Origin of the sequence: Bacillus sp. BB081, from assembly GCF_008368895.1 — a bacterium.
GTDB classification, from domain to species: Bacteria; Bacillota; Bacilli; order Bacillales; family Bacillaceae_G; genus Bacillus_A; species Bacillus_A wiedmannii.
The window spans coordinates 18,416-41,957 of record NZ_QOZX01000012.1 but is presented as its reverse complement, the minus strand read 5'-3'; the positions used below and the strand labels follow the sequence as shown (position 1 = coordinate 41,957).

At 36.5% G+C, this 23,542-nt stretch carries 20 protein-coding genes and 2 tRNA genes; all 22 read right to left on the bottom strand.

Annotated features, from left to right (window positions below; genetic code table 11):
• Positions 1–3 precede the first annotated feature (3 nt).
• Positions 4–1,401, bottom strand: a complete 1,398-nt coding sequence (pabB, locus tag DN394_RS06370) for an aminodeoxychorismate synthase component I (protein WP_046958126.1) — start codon at positions 1,399–1,401, stop codon at positions 4–6.
• Between the two features lie 219 nt (positions 1,402–1,620).
• Positions 1,621–2,544: a cysteine synthase A gene (gene cysK / locus DN394_RS06365; RefSeq protein WP_001261726.1), complete on the bottom strand. Its 924-nt coding sequence runs from the start codon at positions 2,542–2,544 to the stop codon at positions 1,621–1,623.
• 113 nt (positions 2,545–2,657) lie between these two features.
• The gene (gene hslO, locus DN394_RS06360; RefSeq protein WP_033658948.1) at positions 2,658–3,533 is read right to left on the bottom strand and encodes a redox-regulated molecular chaperone HslO; all 876 of its coding nucleotides are present in this window, start codon (positions 3,531–3,533) and stop codon (positions 2,658–2,660) included.
• Between the two features lie 6 nt (positions 3,534–3,539).
• The gene (locus tag DN394_RS06355) at positions 3,540–4,328 is read right to left on the bottom strand and encodes a type III pantothenate kinase (RefSeq protein WP_098092495.1); all 789 of its coding nucleotides are present in this window, start codon (positions 4,326–4,328) and stop codon (positions 3,540–3,542) included.
• Positions 4,329–4,552: 224 nt separating this feature from the next.
• Entirely contained in the window at positions 4,553–6,454 is a 1,902-nt protein-coding gene (gene ftsH, locus DN394_RS06350; RefSeq protein WP_001079657.1) for an ATP-dependent zinc metalloprotease FtsH, read from the bottom strand.
• An 85-nt stretch (positions 6,455–6,539) separates the two neighbouring features.
• Complete coding sequence (gene hpt / locus DN394_RS06345; RefSeq protein ID WP_000981845.1) at positions 6,540–7,082, bottom strand: hypoxanthine phosphoribosyltransferase; 543 nt, start codon at positions 7,080–7,082, stop codon at positions 6,540–6,542.
• Positions 7,079–8,509, bottom strand: a complete 1,431-nt coding sequence (gene tilS, locus DN394_RS06340) for a tRNA lysidine(34) synthetase TilS (RefSeq protein ID WP_000655443.1) — start codon at positions 8,507–8,509, stop codon at positions 7,079–7,081. The genes hpt and tilS overlap by 4 nt, the downstream gene beginning before the upstream one ends.
• 233 nt (positions 8,510–8,742) lie before the next feature.
• Entirely contained in the window at positions 8,743–11,214 is a 2,472-nt protein-coding gene (spoIIE, locus tag DN394_RS06335; protein WP_001123543.1) for a stage II sporulation protein E, read from the bottom strand.
• Positions 11,215–11,474: 260 nt separating this feature from the next.
• Positions 11,475–11,546, bottom strand: a tRNA-Glu gene (locus DN394_RS06330).
• A 13-nt stretch (positions 11,547–11,559) separates the two neighbouring features.
• Positions 11,560–11,633: transfer RNA gene (locus DN394_RS06325), tRNA-Met, on the bottom strand.
• A 160-nt stretch (positions 11,634–11,793) separates the two neighbouring features.
• Positions 11,794–12,282, bottom strand: a complete 489-nt coding sequence (locus tag DN394_RS06320; protein ID WP_000021454.1) for a S1 domain-containing RNA-binding protein — start codon at positions 12,280–12,282, stop codon at positions 11,794–11,796.
• Between the two features lie 87 nt (positions 12,283–12,369).
• Positions 12,370–12,729 (bottom strand): cell division protein DivIC, encoded by a 360-nt coding sequence (gene divIC, locus DN394_RS06315; RefSeq protein WP_001208737.1) that lies wholly within the window; start codon positions 12,727–12,729, stop codon positions 12,370–12,372.
• Positions 12,726–13,379 (bottom strand): spore cortex biosynthesis protein YabQ, encoded by a 654-nt coding sequence (yabQ, locus tag DN394_RS06310; protein WP_000059764.1) that lies wholly within the window; start codon positions 13,377–13,379, stop codon positions 12,726–12,728. Before yabQ ends, divIC begins: the two co-directional genes overlap by 4 nt.
• Positions 13,376–13,684 (bottom strand): sporulation protein YabP, encoded by a 309-nt coding sequence (yabP, locus tag DN394_RS06305; RefSeq protein WP_001059101.1) that lies wholly within the window; start codon positions 13,682–13,684, stop codon positions 13,376–13,378. The genes yabQ and yabP overlap by 4 nt, the downstream gene beginning before the upstream one ends.
• Before the next feature lie 58 nt (positions 13,685–13,742).
• Positions 13,743–14,018: an RNA-binding S4 domain-containing protein gene (locus DN394_RS06300; protein WP_001234876.1), complete on the bottom strand. Its 276-nt coding sequence runs from the start codon at positions 14,016–14,018 to the stop codon at positions 13,743–13,745.
• Positions 14,019–14,032: 14 nt separating this feature from the next.
• Positions 14,033–15,493: a bifunctional methyltransferase/pyrophosphohydrolase YabN gene (yabN, locus tag DN394_RS06295; RefSeq protein ID WP_000014264.1), complete on the bottom strand. Its 1,461-nt coding sequence runs from the start codon at positions 15,491–15,493 to the stop codon at positions 14,033–14,035.
• Positions 15,494–15,505: 12 nt separating this feature from the next.
• Positions 15,506–17,107: a putative polysaccharide biosynthesis protein gene (locus tag DN394_RS06290; RefSeq protein WP_097917660.1), complete on the bottom strand. Its 1,602-nt coding sequence runs from the start codon at positions 17,105–17,107 to the stop codon at positions 15,506–15,508.
• Between the two features lie 232 nt (positions 17,108–17,339).
• Complete coding sequence (gene spoVT, locus DN394_RS06285; RefSeq protein ID WP_000648313.1) at positions 17,340–17,876, bottom strand: stage V sporulation protein T; 537 nt, start codon at positions 17,874–17,876, stop codon at positions 17,340–17,342.
• Positions 17,877–18,012: 136 nt separating this feature from the next.
• Positions 18,013–21,543: a transcription-repair coupling factor gene (gene mfd, locus DN394_RS06280; protein ID WP_000579706.1), complete on the bottom strand. Its 3,531-nt coding sequence runs from the start codon at positions 21,541–21,543 to the stop codon at positions 18,013–18,015.
• A 105-nt stretch (positions 21,544–21,648) separates the two neighbouring features.
• Positions 21,649–21,873, bottom strand: coding sequence for an anti-sigma-F factor Fin family protein (locus DN394_RS06275; RefSeq protein WP_000399441.1), 225 nt, complete (start codon positions 21,871–21,873; stop codon positions 21,649–21,651).
• Between the two features lie 70 nt (positions 21,874–21,943).
• Positions 21,944–22,504 carry an aminoacyl-tRNA hydrolase gene (pth, locus tag DN394_RS06270; RefSeq protein ID WP_078183735.1) on the bottom strand — a complete coding sequence of 187 codons (561 nt, stop codon included), beginning with the start codon at positions 22,502–22,504 and terminating at the stop codon, positions 21,944–21,946.
• 72 nt (positions 22,505–22,576) lie between these two features.
• Entirely contained in the window at positions 22,577–23,530 is a 954-nt protein-coding gene (locus DN394_RS06265; protein ID WP_000107420.1) for a ribose-phosphate diphosphokinase, read from the bottom strand.
• Positions 23,531–23,542: the final 12 nt, after the last annotated feature.

Genomic DNA, 23,542 nt, shown 5'->3' with positions numbered 1-23,542 from the left:
CTCTCACCTAACCGTTTCTTCGCTACGTTCTTTTGCACGCCATAAAGCAATCGCCTTTTTTAACGACTCTTTATATTCATTTTCCGGATTCGAATCAATTACAATTCCCGCTCCTGCTTGTACATGTGCTTTTCCATCTTTAGCAAGCAGTGTTCTAATTACAATATTCAATTCTGTATCTCCAGAATAACCGATCCACCCGATTGAACCTGTATAAATCCCTCGGCGAACAGGTTCTAATTCTTCAATAATTTCCATCGTACGTATTTTCGGGGCACCAGTAATTGTTCCCCCAGGGAATACAGCCTTCACTAAATCAAAAGCATCTTTATCTTCTTCCACCTCACCACGCACATTAGAAACAATATGCATAACATGTGAGTATTTCTCAATTACCATAAATTCATCTACTTCTACAGTGCCATATTTACAAACACGCCCTAAATCATTTCGTTCTAAATCCACAAGCATGACGTGCTCTGCTCTTTCTTTTTCGTTCTCAATTAATTCTTTTGCTAATTCTTCATCCTCTTGCTCATTCGCCCCTCTAGATCTCGTTCCAGCAATCGGTCTTGTACTTACTTCGGTTCCCTCTTTCTTAATTAGCAACTCTGGCGATCCACTAACAATTTGAAAATCCCCGAGCTCCAAGTAACCCATATATGGAGATGGATTAATCTCACGAAGACTTGTATAGATTTCTAGTGGGTGTGTTTGTAACGTTCTTTCTTGCCTTGTCGACAAGTTTACTTGGAACACATCACCAGCCCCAATATATTCTTGAATACATTCAACCGCCTTCATAAAGCTTTCTTCTGTAAAAGCAACTGTTTCACTTTTCTCTTCAGGGCATGCAAAAGGTATATTCACTTCTGGCGCTTCTGTCGCCCAAAGAATCTTCCATTCATTTAATCGCTCTTTTGCCTCTTCATGCTTATCTACATAATGTGTAATAATCCATAATACTTTTTCTTTTTGATCATAAACAAACACATCATCAAATAATAAAAAGAATATATCAGGTATATTAATGTCATCCTCCGCATGGGAAGGGAGTTTTTCAATATAACGGATGCAATCATAACTAAAGTAACCAATTGCACCACCTTGAAATGGAGGGTATTCCGGATTATAATCCGTTTTCCATCGCTCCATATATTCCTGCATTAAATCTAATGGGTTTCCTTGTTTTATTGTTTCCTTACCACTTTCGCTTATATGTAACGTTTCACCCTTCCCTCGGATTACCGCTACTGGGTTCAACCCCACAATGTTATAACGACCGCCACGTCCACTCTCTAACAAAATATGTTGCGGTTTATCCTTAGAAAGAAATTTATACTGCTTAAAGAAATCTAACTGATATGGAATAGAAAGCGCTACAGATTTTCTTCGTTGCATATCAACACCCCGTCTTCTTTTATCCCACCCTCTTAGATTAACCACCTCAAACTACATTCGTTATGTATATAAAGTGGTTATACTCGAAGGCTAGTGAAAATAAATTAATTATACTACCTCTTATTTTACATGAAGTTTTCTAGTCATTCACTCTTTTCCTATTTCCAATCCAAAAAGAAAAAGCATCCTTTTCAAGGATGCTTTTTCAATCACATATAATTAAGACTCAAATTGATAAAGCGGTGTACTTAAATAACGTTCACCGTTACTTGGGATAATAACAAGTACCTTTTTCCCTTTACCTAACTTTTTCGCAATTTCTGTTGCTGCATAAATAACTGCTCCAGAAGAGATACCCACTAAAATACCTTCCTCTTTAGCCACTCTTCTTGCATATTCAAATGCTTGCTCTGCTTTTACTTGAACAATTTCATCATATACCTCTACATCCAATGTCTCTGGGATGAATCCCGCCCCAATTCCTTGGATTTTATGTGGACCCGGTTTCCCACCAGATAGTACTGGTGAATCCGCAGGTTCTACTGCATAAATTTTAATATCTTTATACGCTTCCTTCAGCACTTCACCAGCACCAGTAATCGTTCCACCTGTACCAATACCTGCAATAAACGCATCTAATTGGTCACCCATTTGTTCAACAATTTCTGGCCCTGTTGTTAAACGATGAATTTCTGGATTCGATTGGTTTTTGAACTGTTGTGGTATAAAGTAGCCATGCTCTTTTGCTAATTCAGTCGCTTGACGAATTGCTCCACCCATTCCTTCAGGCCCTGGAGTCAATACTAATTCCGCACCGTAAGCACGTAATAAATTACGACGCTCAATACTCATTGTTTCTGGCATTACTAAAATTGCCTTATATCCTTTAGCGGCCGCTACCATCGCTAAACCAATTCCCGTGTTACCACTTGTTGGCTCAATGATTGTATCGCCTTCTTTTAATAATCCTTTTTTTTCAGCATCTTCAATCATAGCTAATGCAATACGATCTTTAACACTGCTCCCTGGATTCATAAATTCTAATTTTAAGTATATATCTGCGCTGTTTGATTCTACGATGCGGTTCAACTTAACGATCGGCGTTTTCCCGATTAATTCTGAAACTGATTGTGCCACTCGCATTCCTGTCACTCCTAACACCGAGTATTTTTATTGGTTTTATCTATATTTAGATTTTGTCAGAAAATTCCCTGTTTGTCAATCTATTTAGAGGATGGATTCCCTCACTTCCCTTATTACAAACTCTCAATTAAATTTGTAATATCTTCTTTAGAGAACTTGTATCGCTCATTACAGAAATGACAATGAACTTCTGTCTCTTCTTCTTCTTCGCGAATTTGCTCTAACTCTGTTTTACCTAAACTAATTAACACACTCTCAATACGTTCGCGTGAGCATGTGCAATTAAATTGAACATCCATCACTTCTAATACTTTTACTTTATCTTCTCCAAGAACTGCATACAGTAACTCTTCTGGAGAAAGCCCTTGTTCAATTAACGTTGATACAGGAGGAATCTTCTGCAAACGATCTTCAATGAATGAAATTGTTTCTTCCTGTGCACCTGGCATAATTTGAAGGATAAATCCACCTGCCGCTAATACGCTGTCATCTCCATTTACAAGAACGCCAACTCCTACAGAAGAAGGTGTTTGCTCAGAAACTGCAAAATAATACGTGAAGTCTTCCCCTAATTCTCCTGAAACAATTGGAGATTGACCAATAAACGGCTCACGCATACCAATATCTTTAATTACTGTTACAAATCCCTCAGTACCTACCGCTTGATATACACGTAATTTCCCTTGTTCCGTTCCTTCAAAATCAACATGTGGATTCGTTACATAACCACGTACATCCCCATTTGCATGAGCATCTACTAAGATAGGACCAATCGGACCATTACCTTCTACCTTAATCGTTAACTTTTGGTCACCTTTTAACATCGCGCCCATCATTGTACCTGCAGTTAAAGAACGACCAAGTGCCGCCGAAGCTGTTCTCCATGTATCATGACGTCTTTGCGCCTCACTTACTGTGTTTGTAGTACGTACACTATATGCACGCACTTCTCCATCAAATGCTAACGCTTTTACTAAATAATCTTTCATACTCATTTATTCACCTTTCTCCTGCAGTAAATTTGCATTACGCTCGTATAACATATACAAACCTTTTAATGTTAAAAATGGATCTACAACATCAATTACATTCGATTCTTCTGAAATTAATTTCGCCAATCCACCTGTTGCAATAACTTTCGGTTCTTGTTTAGCTTCCTCTTTCATACGCTTAACAATACCTTCCACTTGTCCAACATAACCATAAAGAATACCAGATTGCATTGCACTTACCGTATTCTTTCCAACAACACTGCTTGGTTTTGTAATTTCAATACGAGGAAGTTTTGCCGCTCTACTATATAAAGCCTCTGCTGAAATCATAATTCCCGGCGTAATAACCCCACCCATATAATGCTTTTCTTCGTTAATATAACAATATGTAGTAGCCGTACCGAAATCGACAATAATAAGCGGACTTCCATACAAGTGGATTCCTGCTACCGCATTTACAATTCGGTCCGCGCCTACTTCACGTGGATTTTCATATTTAATATTTAGCCCCGTTTTTATTCCAGGACCTACTACAAGCGGTTTAATTTTAAAATACTTTTCACACATGCGCTCTAATGCAAACATAATTGGTGGTACGACTGAAGACACGATAATACCTTTCACATCTTCAAACGAAAGACCTTCATGCTCAAGCAACTGCTTTACAAGCATTCCATATTCATCTTCTGTCTTATGACGATCTGTTTCCATGCGCCAATGTTGACGAAGTTCCCCCTCTTCAAACACGCCTAGCACAGCATTTGTGTTCCCTACATCCAATACAAAAATCATATTCTCACCACTTATCTTATTTAATCTATATTTGTGCAGTATGTATAAAACTTATAAAAACATCATATCACACATACTTATATAATCAGCTTTTCTATCCTCATCATTTTACAAAAAGATTACGCTCTATTTCAATTTTTAATACCAGATTTACTTAAATTTTTTTCTACTTCATTTCGTTTCACAAATAAAAAAAGGAGTGACCATCGTCACTCCTTCATCTCTTACTTATCTTCTGATTCTTCATCGTCCTTCTTCATATTGATGTTTACTTTCACATCATCTGAAGATGTTGGACGCTCTGGCAATCTGCCGTAATCATATAAATGATTGATTTGCTCTGCATCTAACGTTTCTACTTCAAGTAACGTTTTCGCAATAATATCTAGCTTATCACGTTTTTCAGTAAGAATTTGTTTCGCGCGAGCATAACATTCTTTTATAATAGTTTGCATTTCCACATCGATTTCATGTGCAATTGCATCACTGTAGTTTTGTTCTGAATGGAAGTCTCTTCCTAAGAACACTTGACCACCTTGTGAGCTACCGAATTGCATCGGTCCAAGCTTATCACTCATACCGAATTCCGTAACCATACGTCTTGCAATACCAGTCGCACGTTGGAAGTCGTTGTGAGCACCTGTACTTGCTTCACCAAACACAATCTCTTCAGCTACTCGACCACCAAGTAAACCAGTGATTTTATCAAGTAACTCTGGTTTTGTCATGAAGTAACGATCTTCTTTCGGAAGCATTACTGCATATCCACCAGCTTGACCACGAGGGACAATTGTTACTTTATGAACGATATCTGCTTCATCAAGGACAACACCAATTACAGTATGGCCAGCTTCATGGAATGCAACGATATTACGTTCTTTTTCAGAGATAACACGACTTTTCTTAGCTGGACCTGCAATAACACGGTCCGTTGCTTCATCAATGTCACTCATATCAATTTTCTTCTTATCTTGACGCGCAGCCACTAAAGCAGCTTCGTTTAATAAGTTTTCAAGATCCGCACCAGAGAACCCTGGTGTACGAGTTGCAATTGCTCTTAAGTTGATATGATCATCAAGCGGTTTATTACGAGCATGTACTTTCAGCACAGCTTCACGGCCATTTACATCTGGACGATCTACTGTAATTTGACGGTCAAAACGACCTGGACGTAATAAAGCTGGATCAAGAATATCAGGACGGTTTGTTGCAGCGATGATAATAATACCTTCGTTTGCACCGAATCCATCCATTTCAACAAGTAATTGGTTCAACGTTTGCTCACGCTCATCATGGCCACCACCAAGACCTGCGCCACGTTGACGTCCTACTGCATCAATTTCATCAATGAAAATGATACAAGGAGCATTTTTCTTTGCATTTTCGAATAAATCACGTACACGTGATGCACCAACACCGACGAACATCTCTACGAAATCAGAACCACTGATAGAGAAGAATGGAACGCCTGCCTCACCTGCAACGGCACGTGCTAGTAAAGTTTTACCTGTACCTGGAGGTCCTACTAATAGAACACCCTTCGGAATACGGGCACCAACTTCAGCGAACTTACGAGGATCTTTCAAGAATTCAACTACCTCAACAAGCTCTTGTTTCTCTTCATCCGCTCCAGCAACATCTCTGAAACGAACTTTTTTCTTTTCGTCATTATATAACTTCGCCTTACTTTTCCCGAAGTTCATAACACGGCTACCGCCGCCCTGAGCCTGGTTTAATAAGAAGAAGAATAAAATGAAGATAATGACAAACGGAATGATTGAAGTAAAGAACGTTACCCAAGCACTTGTTTCTTCTGCTGGTTGATACTTAACTTCAGCACCTTGCGCTTTGTCATTAATTTTCTTTTGTAATTCCTCAGTATTTGGTGCATAAGTAACAAATTGTTCTCCTTGGCTAGAGTTGTTAAATTGTCCTTTTACCTCAAATACACCATTTTTCGGTTGAAGTTGCACATTACGCACTTCACCTTTTTCTAGTTTAGTAATGAATTTATCGTAGCTAACTGATGTCGTTTTTTGTGTCGAACCATTAAAATAGCTCACGATTCCAATTACTACTAGGAATATCAGTAAATAAAAGATGGTATTACGGAAGATACGATTCATTCCTAACCTCCTCTCACGGCATAAACACTATAGTAAATCGTAACATAGAAAAACTTTCCTATACAATTGTGACGCCTGTATTTAATTAATTTGAGTAAACACTTGGTTTTAATACTCCTACATAAGGAAGATTACGGTACTGCTCTTTATAATCTAATCCATACCCTACAACAAATTCATGTGGAACAGTAAACCCAACATAATCCGCTTTCAAATCTACCTTACGGCCTGTCGGCTTATCTAATAACGTAACAATTTTTACAGACTTCGCTTTACGATATTTGAATAGGTCTACTAAGTAACTTAGCGTAAGACCGCTATCAATAATATCTTCAACGATTAAAATATCGCGACCCTCTACAGAAGTATCAAGGTCTTTTAAAATTTTCACTTCGCCTGTTGAAACAGTAGAGTGACCGTAACTAGATACAGCCATAAAATCCATTTCAAGATATGTATCTGTTCTCTTTAATAAATCTGCCATGAATGGCATTGCGCCCTTTAATACACCAATCGCAAGAGGTATTGTGTTTTTATAATCCTCTGCAATAACCGCACCTAATTCGCGCACCTTTTCTTGTATTTGTTCTTCAGAAATTAATACTTTTTCGATATCTTGATTCATCATTTCATTATCCTCCCGGAAGACTCCTTGCTTTTGTAGTGAATAATCATATATTTATCCTTCTTTGCCGCCTCTTTCGAGATAGCAAATGCAGATCGCTTCAACAAGGGTACCCAAATAATATTCCCACTTGCATCACAAACGACCGGCCATTCTTCTCTTTTTTCTCTTGGTACTTTTGCTTCGATAAAAATAGTTTTTATCTTTTTTGTGCCATTCATACCTTGTATTGACATGCGATCTCCATTTTCTCTAGAACGAATACGAAGTGGATATGATATATCATTATACTTAGCAACAAATACTGTTTCATTCATGTTACTTGGTATGTCTTCGCTCACCTCTGTTACAAGCTTATCCCCGTTCGATAGCGTAATGGTCCCGGGCACTGATAAATCTTGTAAAAAAGGAGAAACAATTTCTTGTTTAAATCCAAAGCTGCACTCCTCGTATGCGCGAACAATTTTTAAATCACCTGGGAAATCAAGTGAACCCGAAGGTTGTGTCCGCTTAAAAAACTCGATCACTTTGTCAATATGTATAGAGGAAAGAGAAGATGGAATCTTATATTCATAAAGATAGTTTAATATTAGTTGAATCCCTCTTCTTTGTAAAGGCATAGACATGGATTCAAAGGCAGGAATTGATAAGCTAATTTGTTTATCACTTTTTTTTGTAATTACTTTATTCATTTTCTCAAAAGCTAATTCCTGCAAATACGCCTCATCCTCTTGCATCTGCATGCTAAATTTTTGGAATTTCTCATGCACTTGTGAATTTTCTTCTTTCAAATGCGGAAGAACATATTTACGTAATCGATTCCTTGTATATACTTCCTTTTTATTACTTGGATCTATACGGGGAATTATTTTTAGCTTATTACAGTAATCAACAATCTCTTCCTTCGTTACTCCAAGTAACGGCCTAATTAAATATCCATTATGAAAAGGACGCTTCACTGCAATTCCTGCATATCCTTTCGGAGTACTCCCTCGTACAAGGCGCATTAAAATCGTCTCTACTTGATCATCACCATGATGTCCAAGAGCTACATATCTCGCATCATATTTCTTCATTATTCTTTCCAAAAATGCATATCTGCATTCTCTAGCAGCAACCTGTGCATTCATTCCGTGTTGCTGTTGATATTGCGACACATTAATCCTTATCGTTTCGCAAATAACTCCCAGCCCTTTACAAAGGTCCTGCACAAACTGTAGGTCCTCATGAGATTCATCGCCTCTAAACATATGGTCCACATGTGCCACTACAATTTCGAACTGTTTTGCTGCTCTTTTTTCTAACAAATAATATAGAAGAGCCAAAGAGTCAGGACCACCAGAAACCCCTACAACAATTGTTGAACGTTCCTTTAATACATCATGCTGCTTTACAAAGTCATCTACCTTTTCAACAAATGTATCTTTCAACTTCGTAATCACCTTTCATTAAACAAGAACAGCAACGTTAGTTACCTTGTTTATAATGGTACAACTTTTACAAACATTGTGCAAAAAAAAGATATACAAAAATTACATTTTTATCTTACATCATCCGTGCATATTCACAAAAATAATAACATTATCTTTTAAAGTAAAAAAACCTAGGCATCCACCTAGGTTTTTAGAAAGAAACAGTGATAAAGAAACATCATACTTAAAATTTATTGTGCCTGCATTCCTACAATTGGAATCGTAGCCCACTTCGGCATATTTTTCTTCACTTTCGCCACAACGATAGTCATATCATCATTTATATAACCATCACAAGAGCGAATCACCTCTTCCATAATGATATCAGCAATTTCTTGCGGATCTTCGGTTTGTAATTCTTTAATTTTTCGTTTCATCCATAGTTCATGATTTTCTACATGTTGCGCTCCCTCGAAAATCCCATCGCTCATCATAATAAGGATATCACCCGTTTTTAATTGTTCACCTACTACATCAACTTCAACATCCTCAATAATGCCCATCGGCAAATTACTTGCCTCAATTTTCAAAATATTATTCGCGCGTTTAACAAAACTCGGCGTCGATCCAATCTTTAAAAATTTCGCACTCGCATCCCGCAAATCCACCATAGCTAAATCTAACGTCGTAAACATCTCTTCTGTTGTTCTTAAAGAAAGAATAGAATTGATAGATTTAATCGCTATTTCCTCATCAATGCCTGATTGAAGTATTTTTTGTAATAATTTTACCGTTTCTTTACTCTCCATATGAGCTCTTTGCCCATTTCCCATACCATCACTAATTGCAAGCGCATATTTACCAACACTTAAATCCATCATCGCATAAGAGTCACCAGAAACAAACCCACCGCCTTTTGCAGCTGTGGCCAACCCAGTATCAAGAGAATACGTTTTTGCCGAACCAAATGATATTAAGCTGTGGCCGTTCGGATAAGAAGATTTTTCTTCATGTTTAACAACAATATTTTCCTTTAGAATGTCAGAAAGCATCGGCGCAACTAACTTTTCACATTCTCCATGTTCATTAGATGCAACTGGAATCAACATTTCAATATCAATACTTCCTCTATCTAAACAATATATATCAACATGCTCTACTTCTACGCCAAAATCACGAAACGCTTGCATAATCTGTTCTTCCTGCACTTGATGATTTTCTCGTTCTCTTTGGATTTCCTTAGCAAAATCCTCCATAACTTTTGATACACCTAATAGTTGCTCCGCTACTATTCTACGGTTTTCTTTCATTTGTTTTCGTAATTTTTGTCCTTCATAGAAGTGATCTAATTCACCCGCTACTAAATCCGTCACTTTCTTCCCTCTCACACAATGCTTGTCCCATTCACGAACTAACTTCCGATTATGCTGCAACGTCCCCTCTTCCGTTTCACTCATTATTTGTTTCATATAATCGTACGTTTTGTCGAAATTAACTACCCAGCATTGGTCCTTTTTAAAGCATGTTTGACATGTTTTTGCAGTAATTGTACTTAAGAACAAATCCGCTTCTGTCTCTTTATCTTCCTCCTCCACATATCCATATACAGAAAAGCTATTAGATAAAGCAGCAAATACATTGGCAAATTGATTAATTTTATTCGCTGTAACATCACGCATCCTTCTTAAATACTGTTGTTGATCTTGCGAATGTTCCTGTGTGCCTGGCATGAATTTAGCAATACGATCCATAACAAGTTTCGGTGTTAATAAGAAGAACATAATCGCCACACCAGATTCAATTAAAGTTGTCACAATGTTTGTTTGCTTGTCTACATATAGCGTAATCAAGCTCGTCCCAATTAATAAACCTAAACTAACACCTAAACGCTTCCCTTCTTTTAACAAACCACCAAGCAACCCAGAAAAAGCAAGTAGACTAAGTTGAGACAAACTGGAGACATTGGCTAAACTTAATATTAATCCAGTGACGACCCCCACTGTAGATCCTGTAGCAGCCCCCGCGATAAATGCAAACACGAGTACTAAATACCTAGTAAAAATATGTTGAATAGAAGCGTCATATACAAACCAATCTGTTGTACCTGTTAAAACAGATGCTAGTAATATAATTAAACAAACAATTTCTTCTGTCTCTAGCGCTTGTTGTTTACCTTTTCGTTCTACTAAAAGCGGAACACTTTGTAAAAATATCATAGTTAATACGAAGCTAAGCCCTGCCTCAATCGTACTAACGAGTAAATCGTACATGGTGACGGTTTGTTGCGCGAAATATACGACAACTAAATGTGCGGTTAATGCGGAGATAAATACTTGGAATGGAACAAGTCCAACAGTTTTACGTGTAAACCGACTAAAGAAGATATTATAAATGAAGAAAGTAAAAATAGATGCAAAGGTAAAGAATAAATTATCTATCGAAACTGAAAGTGCGCCCCCCATAAGAGCCAAGAACGCGAGCGGCATTTTATCCCGCTTCATAACATAAACAGCAGCAAAAAACGGCAGTGCAAACGGTAAAATGTTTGTTAATATATATGCTCGTCCCAAAAGAAAACCAATAACAACAATAATAAATCCCCATCTAAAGAAAACCTGTTCAAACTTCATTCGCAACTTACTCGTCCACTTTACTGCTCCAAGCTGACTCTCATTCATTGCCAATGCACTTGTATTCATAGTATTCCTTCCTGCTTTAGGCATATTTTTAACACCACCTGCATAGTTTAATTACTGTCATTATAAAAGATGATTATTGGGATTTTTGTCAAAACAACAGTTTTCACTTTTATAATCGTTCGACTTTTTATTCGAAATAACTCTACATATATACACGGTATGTAATTTATTCTCACTATTTTAATTGAACATTCAGAAAATATAGGGTGATTTTGTAGAAGTGTTGTATGTCTTAATTTATTTAACAAAAAAAGATCATGCAAATTTGCATGATCTTTTTAGGATGACCCGTACGGGATTCGAACCCGTGTTACCGCCGTGAAAGGGCGGTGTCTTAACCACTTGACCAACGGGCCGTTAAATTAAATATAGCGGCGGAGGGGATCGAACCCCCGACCTCACGGGTATGAACCGTACGCTCTAGCCAGCTGAGCTACACCGCCATGTCGTCTTATTTAACGGACAATTAGTATCTTACCTCAGATATATTTTAAAGTCAACACATCTTGAAAACTTTTTTAAAAATATATTTTCACATATAAAAAAGCACCCCGAGCAATCGCCCTGGGTACCTCTCTATATGCTAAGAATTAAACGTTCTTATTATCCGCGACGTGCGCCACGGCCACCACGTTTAGATTCTGTGTTACGCTTTAAAGAAGTTAAACGATCTTCACTATCCTTTAAGAAACGTGCCATCTTTTGCTCGAATGTTTCTTTTGGAGCTCGTTCGTTACCGCCGCCACGGTTATCTCTGTTGAAAGAACGATTACGTTGTGGACGTCCAGAACGTTGTTGATCGCCACCGCCACCGCGTTGGTATTCACCACGTGGACGATCTCCTTCTGTTTTTTCACGTTCTTTCGCTTTTTTAATAGATAGACCGATCTTACCATCTTTTTCAACGTTAATAACTTTTACTTCTACTTGGTCGCCCACTTTTAAGTGATCGTTAATATCTTTCACATAATTATCAGCAACTTCACTAATATGAACAAGACCCGTTAAGCCTTCTGGCAGCTCCACAAAAGCCCCAAAATTTGTAATACCTGTTACTTTACCCTGTAACTTGCTGCCTACCTCGATTGACATAAAAAAAATGCTCCTCCTTAGTGGTTAAAAAGTCAAATTTTACTTTATTATATATAATCCTAAAATATAGTGTCAATAAGACATACTCTACTTAGAAACAGGAAAAATTATCTCCCCTTTTCCAGAGAAGAAATAATCCCTTCTAGCAATCTTTAATACGTACTCTTCATCATTTAACTTTTGAACTTCGTCTTTTAGACTCTTTTCTTTATTCGTTAATGAATCCAGTTCTTTTTTCATGTCCTTAACTTTTGCTTCTTTTGCTCTAATGGAACTGTTTTGTTGATAAAACGTTACACTAATACTCGCAATAATTGTAAAAGCAAAGACAAGAAAAACCGCTAAACGGCGATAAAGTCGCTTCCTGTTCTCATCCGTTTGTATTATATGCTCTTTAACAGGATTTGGACTCTGTTTTTCGATTGTTCTTTGTCTCAGTTCCCTCATTTCCGAGGTCCCCCTAACTTCTTTTTTATACGCCCCCATAATTGGAAGATGTGTCCCTTCAATTTTGCTATATATTGCAGGAACCCTACATGTTTCATTATAAAAAGTTTAACACGATTAGGGAGAAGTTTCCATATGAGCGAAGCAATAAATCGAACAGGCCAGAAAAAAACTTTCCATATGAAAAGTAATATCCAAATCACCATTTTCCATAACACATGTCCAATTGAAAGCAGTATACGAAATAAGAATAATATAAATGCAATAAATAGCTGCGCTATAATAATAACAGGTTTTATCATGAGTAGCTTTATAATTTGAACAAAAAAGTGTGTTGTTTGCATAAAAATATAGATGAGAAAATTTAACAGTCTCATGTATATTGCTTTCAATAAGCTTTGATATGCCGCAAAACCACATAATAATGCCAAAAATACATATATACGTAGTTCAGCTTCATTTACAAGAAGCAGTACATAAAAAACGAATAATGCTTGGACAATCCAAAATAGTATATCATGTATAAATACAAGCCAACGTTTACGTTCTTGCCGCTTTAAAAATCGTTGGTATGTATCTAAAGACGCTCCAATCCAAGCACCCATTCCGATCATTGAGAGCATCGTATACAACTGAATTGTTAGGCTCATTTAAACAACTTACTAAAGAATCCTTTAGTTTTCTCCCCTTGATTCTCATCAATATACAGCATCTCATGAACTTTCCCTTTAATCGATACAACACCTTTTTCTACATCTAAATTTTTCATTTGCAAATTTTGACCACGAATTGTTAAAAAACCCATTACGGTCTCAAGTAAAAACTCCTCGCTATCAAAACTCTCTACCTGCTTTACACCGGTAATATCAATTACACGCCTGCCACGCATAATAATATCATGCTCTACCGAAACATTTTGTTGATTAGAAGACATAGGTGAGTAACCATTATTCACGTAAATCCCCCCATAGATTTATACTAGCTAATAGTAATGTATGAAGGGATAATTGATTTTAGAACAAGCCTTCTTCAGCCTTTACTTTTTCTTCGCGAACTAAACTATACATATTTGCTGCATCTTCTTTTTTAGTCGTTTCTTTCAATTCGTTTATTTTTACAGTTACTATTTTTTGACCAAAACGAATTGTTAATTCATCAGCTACTTTTACATCTGAACTCGCTTTTGCCACTTGACCATTAATTGATATTCTTCCTTGATCAGCTACTTCTTTCGCTAATGTTCTTCTTTTAATTAAACGTGATACTTTTAAAAACTTATCTAGACGCATATCAAATCCCCCTATTAACGCTCTGTTTGTTTTGCCTCTTCCCATAAAACGTCTAACTGCTCTAATGATAAATCTTGCATCTCTTTATTCATTTCAGCTACCTTTGCTTCCATGTATAAGAAACGACCGACGAATTTCTCATTCGTTGAACGTAACGCCTCTTCGGGATCTATTTTATAATGACGAGCTATATTCACAAACGCAAATAGTAAATCGCCAAATTCACCTAACATTTTCGCCTCATCCATATTTGTAACTTCTTGTTGGAACTCTTGCCATTCTTCTAAGGCTTTCTCTATCATCGGTTGTACATCAACCCAATCGAAACCAACTTTACCAGCTTTTTTCTGGATTTCATAGGCGCGTAGTAACTGTGGCAAACTTTTTGGAACCCCATTTAAAACAGATTCTTTCACGAATCCTTTTTCTTGTTTTTTAATTTCTTCCCAATTGGCAATTACTTCATCGGCATTATTTACATCCGTATTCCCAAATACATGCGGGTGGCGGCGAACCATTTTCTCAGATAAAGTTCGAATAATATCATCTATAGAGAACCAACCTTCATCCTCCCCGATTTGAGCATGCAACATAACTTGTAATAATATATCACCCAGTTCTTCTACTAAGTGATCATCATCCTCTTCATCAATTGCTTCCAACACCTCATAAGCTTCCTCAATTAAATACTTCTTTAAAGATTGATGTGTTTGCTTTTTATCCCACGGACAACCATTCGGTCCACGAAGGTCTGCAATAATTTCTCTAAGCACATCAAACTGTTGATACAAGGACGCACGTTCTTTAACTGGTGGTACATATACACTCGTTAAATTATTCAACTCTGTTTCATGATCTAACATGTACAACGGCACCTTTTTAACTTGTTCAAATGAAGTCCCTGCAGCTGTTACGATATACACTTCATAATCATCTGATAGCATCTCCATTAATGTTAATTTCACATCAGATGCAACGAATGCGTCATATACTTGGCAAAAGATTAAATGTTGACGTAATTCTAATTGTCCTCTTTCAAATGATGTGGCGTCAATTAATTGGAATCCCTCAATCGGATCAATCTTTAGACTCGCAAACATAGGATCAAGGAAACTTTGTCCACCTTCAATGCGCACTTCAACATTCGCTACTTCGCCTTTTTCCAACAGTAGCTGAACCGTTCTTTCCGCTACAAGCGGATGCCCTGGCACAGCATAGATGATTTCTGTGCCTTCAGCTTGTTCTAGCAATGTATTTGCGATTGTTTCATATACAATTTCAAATGTATCATGCGCTTCATATACACTGTCAAAGGCTGTATATTGTATACCTTCTTTCTCCAACTCTTCTATAACGGGATGTTCCTTCGTTCTAACAAACATGTGATCTGCTTCTTTTATTTTTCGATATACACCCATCGTTAACTGATCTAACTCACCAGCACCTAATCCTAAAATAGTAATGATTCCACTCACAACCTGCCACCTCTATCCACTCTTCTTCAATGAACCTTCTTTTTTCTCTTTTTTCATAACGGTTCCTATTTCCGCTTTTGTAAATACACGTAATTTTAAAATTAAAAACACATATGTTAATCCACCGATAGCTACACCTAACAATGCCTCAAGTGTTGCAATTCCTCTATGCCTTGTATCAATCACTAATCCAGACATTTGCATCACACGTATAAATATTATTAATACAAACCCCATACCGATACCACTAATAATTACACCTAACATATTACGCTTATCGATAAGCGATTCGGATACAGCTTGCATAAGTAATGCACTATTTAGCACAGAAATTACAATTAACGCAACTAGTGTTGCAATTGCAGCTCCCTTCACACCAAAATACGGCATTAATGTATAATTTAAAGCTAACTTTAAACAACCCCCAAATATAACGAATATTGCTGGTTTTAATGTTTGTCCTAACCCTTGCAAAATAGAAGCAGTTGTAATCGACAATGAACTAAATAAAATAGATAAAGATAAAATGGATAAAACATCTGACCCATCACTATTTTCAAACAACATAATATTCGTAGGCTGAATAATACAAGTTAATCCAATGGCAGCTGCAAATCCAATAACAAATGTTATTTTTATTGCTAACTTTACCTTTTCTCGAATAAAGGAAAGATCTCCTCTTTCCTTCGCCGCTGTAATAATTGGAATAAGTGACAATGAGAAAGAAGTTGTCACGACAGTACCTAATTGCATAAGCGGGATACTTCTGTCGTAAACACCTTTTAATACCTTTGCACTTTCAGCTTGCTCTCCTGCCCCAATAAGTAAGGAATAGAAGGAAATGGAATCAGCCATTTGTATAAAAATAAGTACTAAGTTACTAACACAAATCGCCAATCCCTGCCAAAACAGAATTTTAATGATCCTCTTTTTTCCCTTAATTCTCTTTACACTCTTGAAAAATATAGAACGAAAGTCATGACGCATATAAAGTACAAGTACGATAATCCCAATCAGTCCGCCTGCGATTGAACCTAACATAGCACCTGCACCGACTGTATATAAATCAAATCCGCGAGCAATTAGGAATAGAGATAAAAATACAATAATAGAAACACGAATTGTTTGTTCTATCACTTGCGAAACAGCTGTTGGCATCATATTATTGAACCCCTGAAAATATCCTCTTGCTACAGATAAAAACGGCATCAATATGAATGAAAATGAAATAACACGTAATAACTTATCTAAGTGTATATCACCCATGGCTGCTGCAATTGTTTCGGCACCAAAAAACAATGTAAAAAAGCCTACGAAACCAATTCCTAATAAAAACCAAAAAGATACACAGATAATTTCTTCTGCTTCTTGTTGTTTCCCTCGCTCTAATCGTTCCGCAACCATTTTTGAAATTATAATGGGGAACCCATAAGTAGCTAAAATTAAACAAAATCCATAAAACGGATAAATTTGTTGGTAAATATAAAAACCAATATCACCCGCTATATTTTGATATGGAATACGGTAAAAAGCGCTTAATACCTTTGTAACAAAACTTGCGATTGTTAATATAATAGCCCCACGCCAAAAGGCTTGATACTTCTTCGATTCCATACAAGAAAACTCCTTTTTCTATTCTCACCCCTCGTATTATATCATAAAGAAAAGGACAAGCTTCCTTGCCTACACGAGTAATAATACATTCGTGCAATGCTAGAAATGTTCAACGAAAAAAGGTAGCAAAGCGCTACCTTCATTCAATATACATATATCTCCAAATATTTGATTTCTCAAGAAGAAATATCATAATTAGGAAAGATTGCTACTTCTAAAATTCGATATAGCCTTACTGCTCCATTTGTTTCGCTAAAAAGCTTGCAGCTGTATTTACTGACTTATGCTCTACTTCACTTATAATATCCTCTTTAGAGAAGATAACAACAGCTCCAATTGGATCCCCATTCGCAACAATCGGGCCAATTGTATAGGAACTTACTTTTTCTGTCACTCCATCAATAATTGAAATTTCGCTTTCATCTGTCATAATTACAGACTTACGCTCTTCCATTGTCTTCTCAATTAAATCGCCAACACTTTTATTTAAGTATTCTTTTTTAGATACGCCTGCTACTGCGATAATAGAATCACGATCGCATACAAGCACATTATGTCCTAAGCTATCGTATAAAGCTTCCGTATATTCCTTTGCAAAATTACCTAGTTCACTAATTGGAGAATATTTTTTCAAAATCACTTCTCCATCGCGATCAACAAATATTTCTAGTGGGTCTCCTTCTCGAATACGTAAAGTTCTACGAATTTCCTTCGGGATTACTACCCTACCTAAATCATCAATTCGACGTACGATTCCAGTTGCTTTCATTCTAATGCTGCCTCACTTTCTACTGATGATCAAAGTGGTGAATTTACCTGTTCATGTAAAAATCACCAACTGTTAGACATAGTATTTTACACATTAGTTCTTCTATGCACGCCGAATTGTATTTTTTTATCTTATATTAGGCATTTATGACTTCTTTTTTTACATCTGGTAGGCCTTTTAATAAATTTTCAGCAATTGTTAACCACTTCGATGTCTCTAAACCATTTGTTTTCATAACGATTTTCAATTGCGATCCTTCCATTCCTAGACCAATCATACGTCCAAAACTATTTCCGAGCATGAATAATTTTCCGCCATCAATATTTTGACTTGCTTGTTCTGAGAACAGAATTGTCACTTCAAATTTATTTTGCTTAATTAACTCAATTTGTTCTTTCATTGCCAATACTTTAATATTTGCAATTTGCAATAAGTAACCAACTTCTTGCGGGTAATCGCCAAATCTATCTATCATCTCTTCCTGCAACTCTTCAATATCCTCAATTGCAGAAACACCTCTAAACTGTTTATACATCATAATCTTTTGTTTACTATCTGAAATATAAGCATCTGGTAAATATGCATCTACTTCTAAATCAATTTCAACATTAACTGTATTTTCAACCCCATCTGTTCCTCTACGCTGTTCAATTGCATCTTTTAACATTTGAGAATATAGATCAAATCCGACAGAATCAATAAATCCATGCTGTTCGGCTCCTAACAAGTTACCTGCACCACGAATGGATAAGTCTCTCATCGCAATTTTGAAACCTGATCCAAGCTCTGTGAACTCTTTAATGGCTTGCAGACGCTTCTCTGCAACTTCTGATAACACTTTATCTCGTTTGTATGCAAAGTATGCATATGCAACACGATTAGAACGTCCAACACGACCACGAAGCTGATACAACTGCGATAATCCCATACGATCTGCATCAAATACAATTAACGTATTTACATTCGGAATATCTACACCCGTCTCAATAATTGTTGTACTTACAAGAACATCATGCTGCCCTTCTAAAAACGATAGCATAACAGACTCTAATTCACCTTCGTTCATTTTCCCATGTGCATACGTTACACGCGCGTCTGGAACTAACATCGAAATTTCATCTGCTTTTCTTTCGATATCCTCCACACGATTATATAGGAAGTAAATTTGCCCACCTCTTGCAAGCTCTCGTTCTATCGCTTCTCGCATTAACGCTGGATTATACTCTACTACATACGTTTGGACTGGGAAACGATTTTCTGGTGGTGTCTCAATAACAGATAAGTCACGCACACCAAGCATAGACATATGGAGTGTACGCGGAATCGGAGTTGCCGTTAATGTTAACACGTCAACATTTGCTTTTAATTGTTTAATTTTTTCTTTATGTGTTACACCAAACCTTTGTTCTTCATCAATAATAAGAAGACCTAAATCTTTATAAGTAACATCTTTAGATAAAATACGATGCGTTCCGATTACGATATCTACCGTACCATCTTTTAAGCCTTTAATTGTTTCATTTTGCTGTTTTCTCGTACGGAATCTACTTAATAATCCTATATTGATTGGATAATCTTGAAAACGCTCTCGAATTGTTTCATAGTGTTGTTGTGCAAGGATCGTTGTCGGCACTAAAATTGCAACTTGTTTTTCATCCATAATTGCCTTAAATGCCGCACGGATAGCTACTTCCGTCTTTCCATATCCTACATCACCACAGAGAAGCCTATCCATCGGACGTCCACGTTCCATATCTTTCTTAATCTCGTCAATAGAACGTAATTGATCCTCTGTCTCTTGATATGGGAAAGAAGATTCAAATTCTTGTTGTTCTGCCGTATCTGGTGTATATGCATAACCCTTTGAAGCTTCGCGCTCAGCATATAGTTTAATTAGGTCATCCGCAATATCTTGTACAGATTTTTCAACTTTCGTTTTGACCTTTTTCCAATCATTTCCGCCCAATTTATAAACTTTAGGATCCTTACCTTCAGATCCTACATATTTCTGCACTTGGTCAATTTGTTCAATTGGAACGTATAACTTATCATTACCTTGATATTTAATATTCAAGTAATCTTTATGAACACCATTAATCTCTAGTGTCTCGATACCTAAGAATTTACCTATACCATGATTTACATGAACTACATAATCTCCAACTTTTAATTCCGAATAACTTTTAATACGTTCAGCATTAGATAACTTCTGCTTACGTTGTGATTTTTTAACTTTTTTATGAAAAAGCTCTTTTTCAGTAATAACAACAAGCTTTTGCATCGGCATTTCAAATCCTGCATGTAAATCACCTACAGCAATTTGTAACCTTCCAGGCAATAATATATCTGTGCCCTCTACGATATCTGCCTCAATATCATAATCACTTAAAATATGTTGTAGTTTTTTTACACGTTCATCATCTGTGCCGAGTACAACAGTCGTAAAATGCCCTTCGTTCCATCTATCAATTTCAGTTTTCAACAACTGCATCTGCCCATGGAAATCTTGCATTGTTTTACATGTCACATTCACAATGTTTTGCGGATGTGTATGTGCTATATGACGTAAGAATAACGTTAAATATACAAAACTTCTTTTTTTATGATGAAGAAATTCCTCAAACGAGTGTGAGAAAGATAAATCTTGAATAATTGTTCCCTCACCAAGAAGTGATATATACCATTCCGCCTCTTCCGTTTCAAGATGTGATGCCGTTTCTTGAATACGGGAAATCTCATCTAAAACCACAATACCATCTTCTGGTAAATAATCTATCAGACTAGCAGGTTCTTTATAGAAAATAGATAAATATTTAAACATCTGTTCTATACTTTGCCCGTTTTTTAACATCTCAATTTCATGACTTACCGTTTCAAGCACTGTAGTCTTCAATTTATCATCGGAAAGTTTTTGCATCGTCTTAGTCAAGCCTTCCTCAAGATGCTCAATTCCCGACTTCAATTCTTCCTGTGAAAATAAAAACTCTGTTGCTGGACCAAATCTAACACTTTCTTTTTTATCTTGAGAGCGCTGTTCATCCACATCAAATAATCGAATAGAATCAACTTCTGTATCGAAAAATTCAATACGAAATGGTAACTCTTCAGTTAATGGGTAAATATCTAATATTCCCCCGCGCAAACTGAATTCCCCAGGAGCTTCTACCATCGACTTACGCTCATAACCAATATGATGTAAAGTATGCAAGAATGTATCTAAATCAATCTCTTGCCCTAGATTGATTTCGATTTGCCTTTGCTTCCACAACTCTTTCATTGGTAAAAATCTGCGTAGTCCTGCAACTGGCGCTACAATAATCCCGTTCTCTCCTGCCGCTAAACGATTCAATACTTCAATACGTTGCGCCTTCAATTCTGGGCTTGCAACACCAATTTCTGATGCTATCAATTCATTTACTGGGTATAACCACACATCTTTTTCACCAAGTAACGCCACTAAATCTTCATGCACTTTTTGTGCTTGATATAAATTATGCGTCACAATAAGTTGTGATTTTTTTGTTTTTTTATATAAGGCCGCCATTAATAACGAACGAGAAGAGGTTGCCATACCTGATACAAGTTGTTCTTTTAAACCATCTTCTAGTCCATTAATAACCGATTGGATCTCTTCATTTTTATAAAATTGCTCTAATAAACCTATCATTTTCAAAACCCCTCTCAACATAAAGAGCAAGCCACTATATTTTATGCAAATATTTTGGAAAAAGAAAACAGAAAAATGCTTTGGACATGCCAAAGCGACAACATTTTATTGCAGAAATTTTTCATATTCATAATACTCAGGATAAGATGCGAGCGTTTCTTGACACGATTCACAAATCGTTTTTATATATATATTTCCATTTTCATGAAAATGAATCATCTCTACTACTTCTTGCTCTGTTAGTTGAAATAAAACGTCGCTATACACTTTTTCTGCGGTAACGGAGCCTACATTACTCCCGCAATGTCTGCAATAATAATACCCTTCCATACTAGCCTCCTAAAAATCCAATTACTACTAGTATGGGTAAAAGCAAGACAAAATATTCCCAATCATACCCTTAACTATTGAAGGTATTCATGATTTGAAGAAAAGGTTTATTTAACCATTCTTCACATGCATCCGCTGCTTTTTCAATAGAATGACTCACATCAGGAATTTCTTCCGATGTAAAACGTCCTAATACGTAATCTACTACCTTCATGCCATTTTTCGGACGATCAATTCCCATACGGATACGTTGAAACTCTTGTGTTCCTAAATGTGAAATTGTTGATTTCACACCATTATGTCCACCAGCACTACCTTTCATACGAAGGCGTAATTTACCTACAGGGATGTCTAAATCATCGTACAGAACAACGAAGTCCTCAACATCAATTTTATAGTAATCCATGAGTGGTCGAATACTTTCCCCAGATAAATTCATATATGTAAGTGGCTTTAATAAGATTACTTTTTCTCCATTAACAAATCCTGCACCAAATATTCCTTTAAACTTTTGTTCATTCAAAGAAATATTCCAACGCTTTGCAAGTTCATCAATCGCCATAAATCCAATATTATGCCTTGTTAATTCATATTCTCTACCCGGGTTCCCAAGTCCTACTATCAATTTCATTCTTGTACCACTACTTTCTTTTTTCGATACGAAAAGACGTAACCAATCTTGGTTACGTCTCATTCTATCCAATTAATTGAATAATACACTTACAGATTCTTCTTCGTATACACGAATGATTGCTTCTCCGATTAGTGGAGCAACTGAAAGTTCATGTACTTTGTCGATTTTCTTCTCTTCTGGTAATACGATAGAGTTCGTTACAACTAACTCTTTAATATTTGAGTTTTGGATACGCTCAATTGCTGGACCAGATAATACTGGGTGTGTACAGCAAGCATATACTTCAGAAGCACCGTTCTCAACAAGAGCGTTTGCTGCTAATGTAATTGTACCAGCTGTATCAATGATGTCATCAATTAAAATTGCTGTTTTACCTTCAATATTACCGATAATGTTCATTACCTCTGATACGTTCGGACGAGGGCGACGCTTATCAATAATAGCGATTGGTGCTTTTAGACGATCTGCCATTTTTCTAGCACGAGTTACCCCACCGTGGTCAGGTGACACGATTACGATATCTTTAAGACCTTTTGTTTCAAAGTAATCTGAAAGAATCGGTACACCCATTAGGTGGTCGATTGGGATATCAAAGAACCCTTGAATTTGTGGAGCATGTAAATCTAGAGTGATTACACGAGTTGCACCTGCTGTTTCAAGCAAGTTTGCTACAAGTTTCGATGTAATTGGTTCACGAGAACGCGCTTTACGGTCTTGACGCGCATAACCATAGTAAGGAATAACAATATTAATTGTTTTTGCAGATGCACGTTTTAATGCATCAATCATAATAAGTAATTCCATGATATGTTCGTTTACTGGGAAGCTTGTAGATTGAATAATGAATACATCGCAACCACGGATACTTTCTTCAATGTTAATTTGAACTTCTCCATCACTAAAACGATCAACAGAACATTTTCCTAGTCCTACTCCAATGTGCTTTGCAATTTGCTCAGCAAGTTCCTTATTAGAGTTTAAAGAGAATACTTTCAAATTAGAATTTAGATATTGAGTCGACATCTAGATTAACCC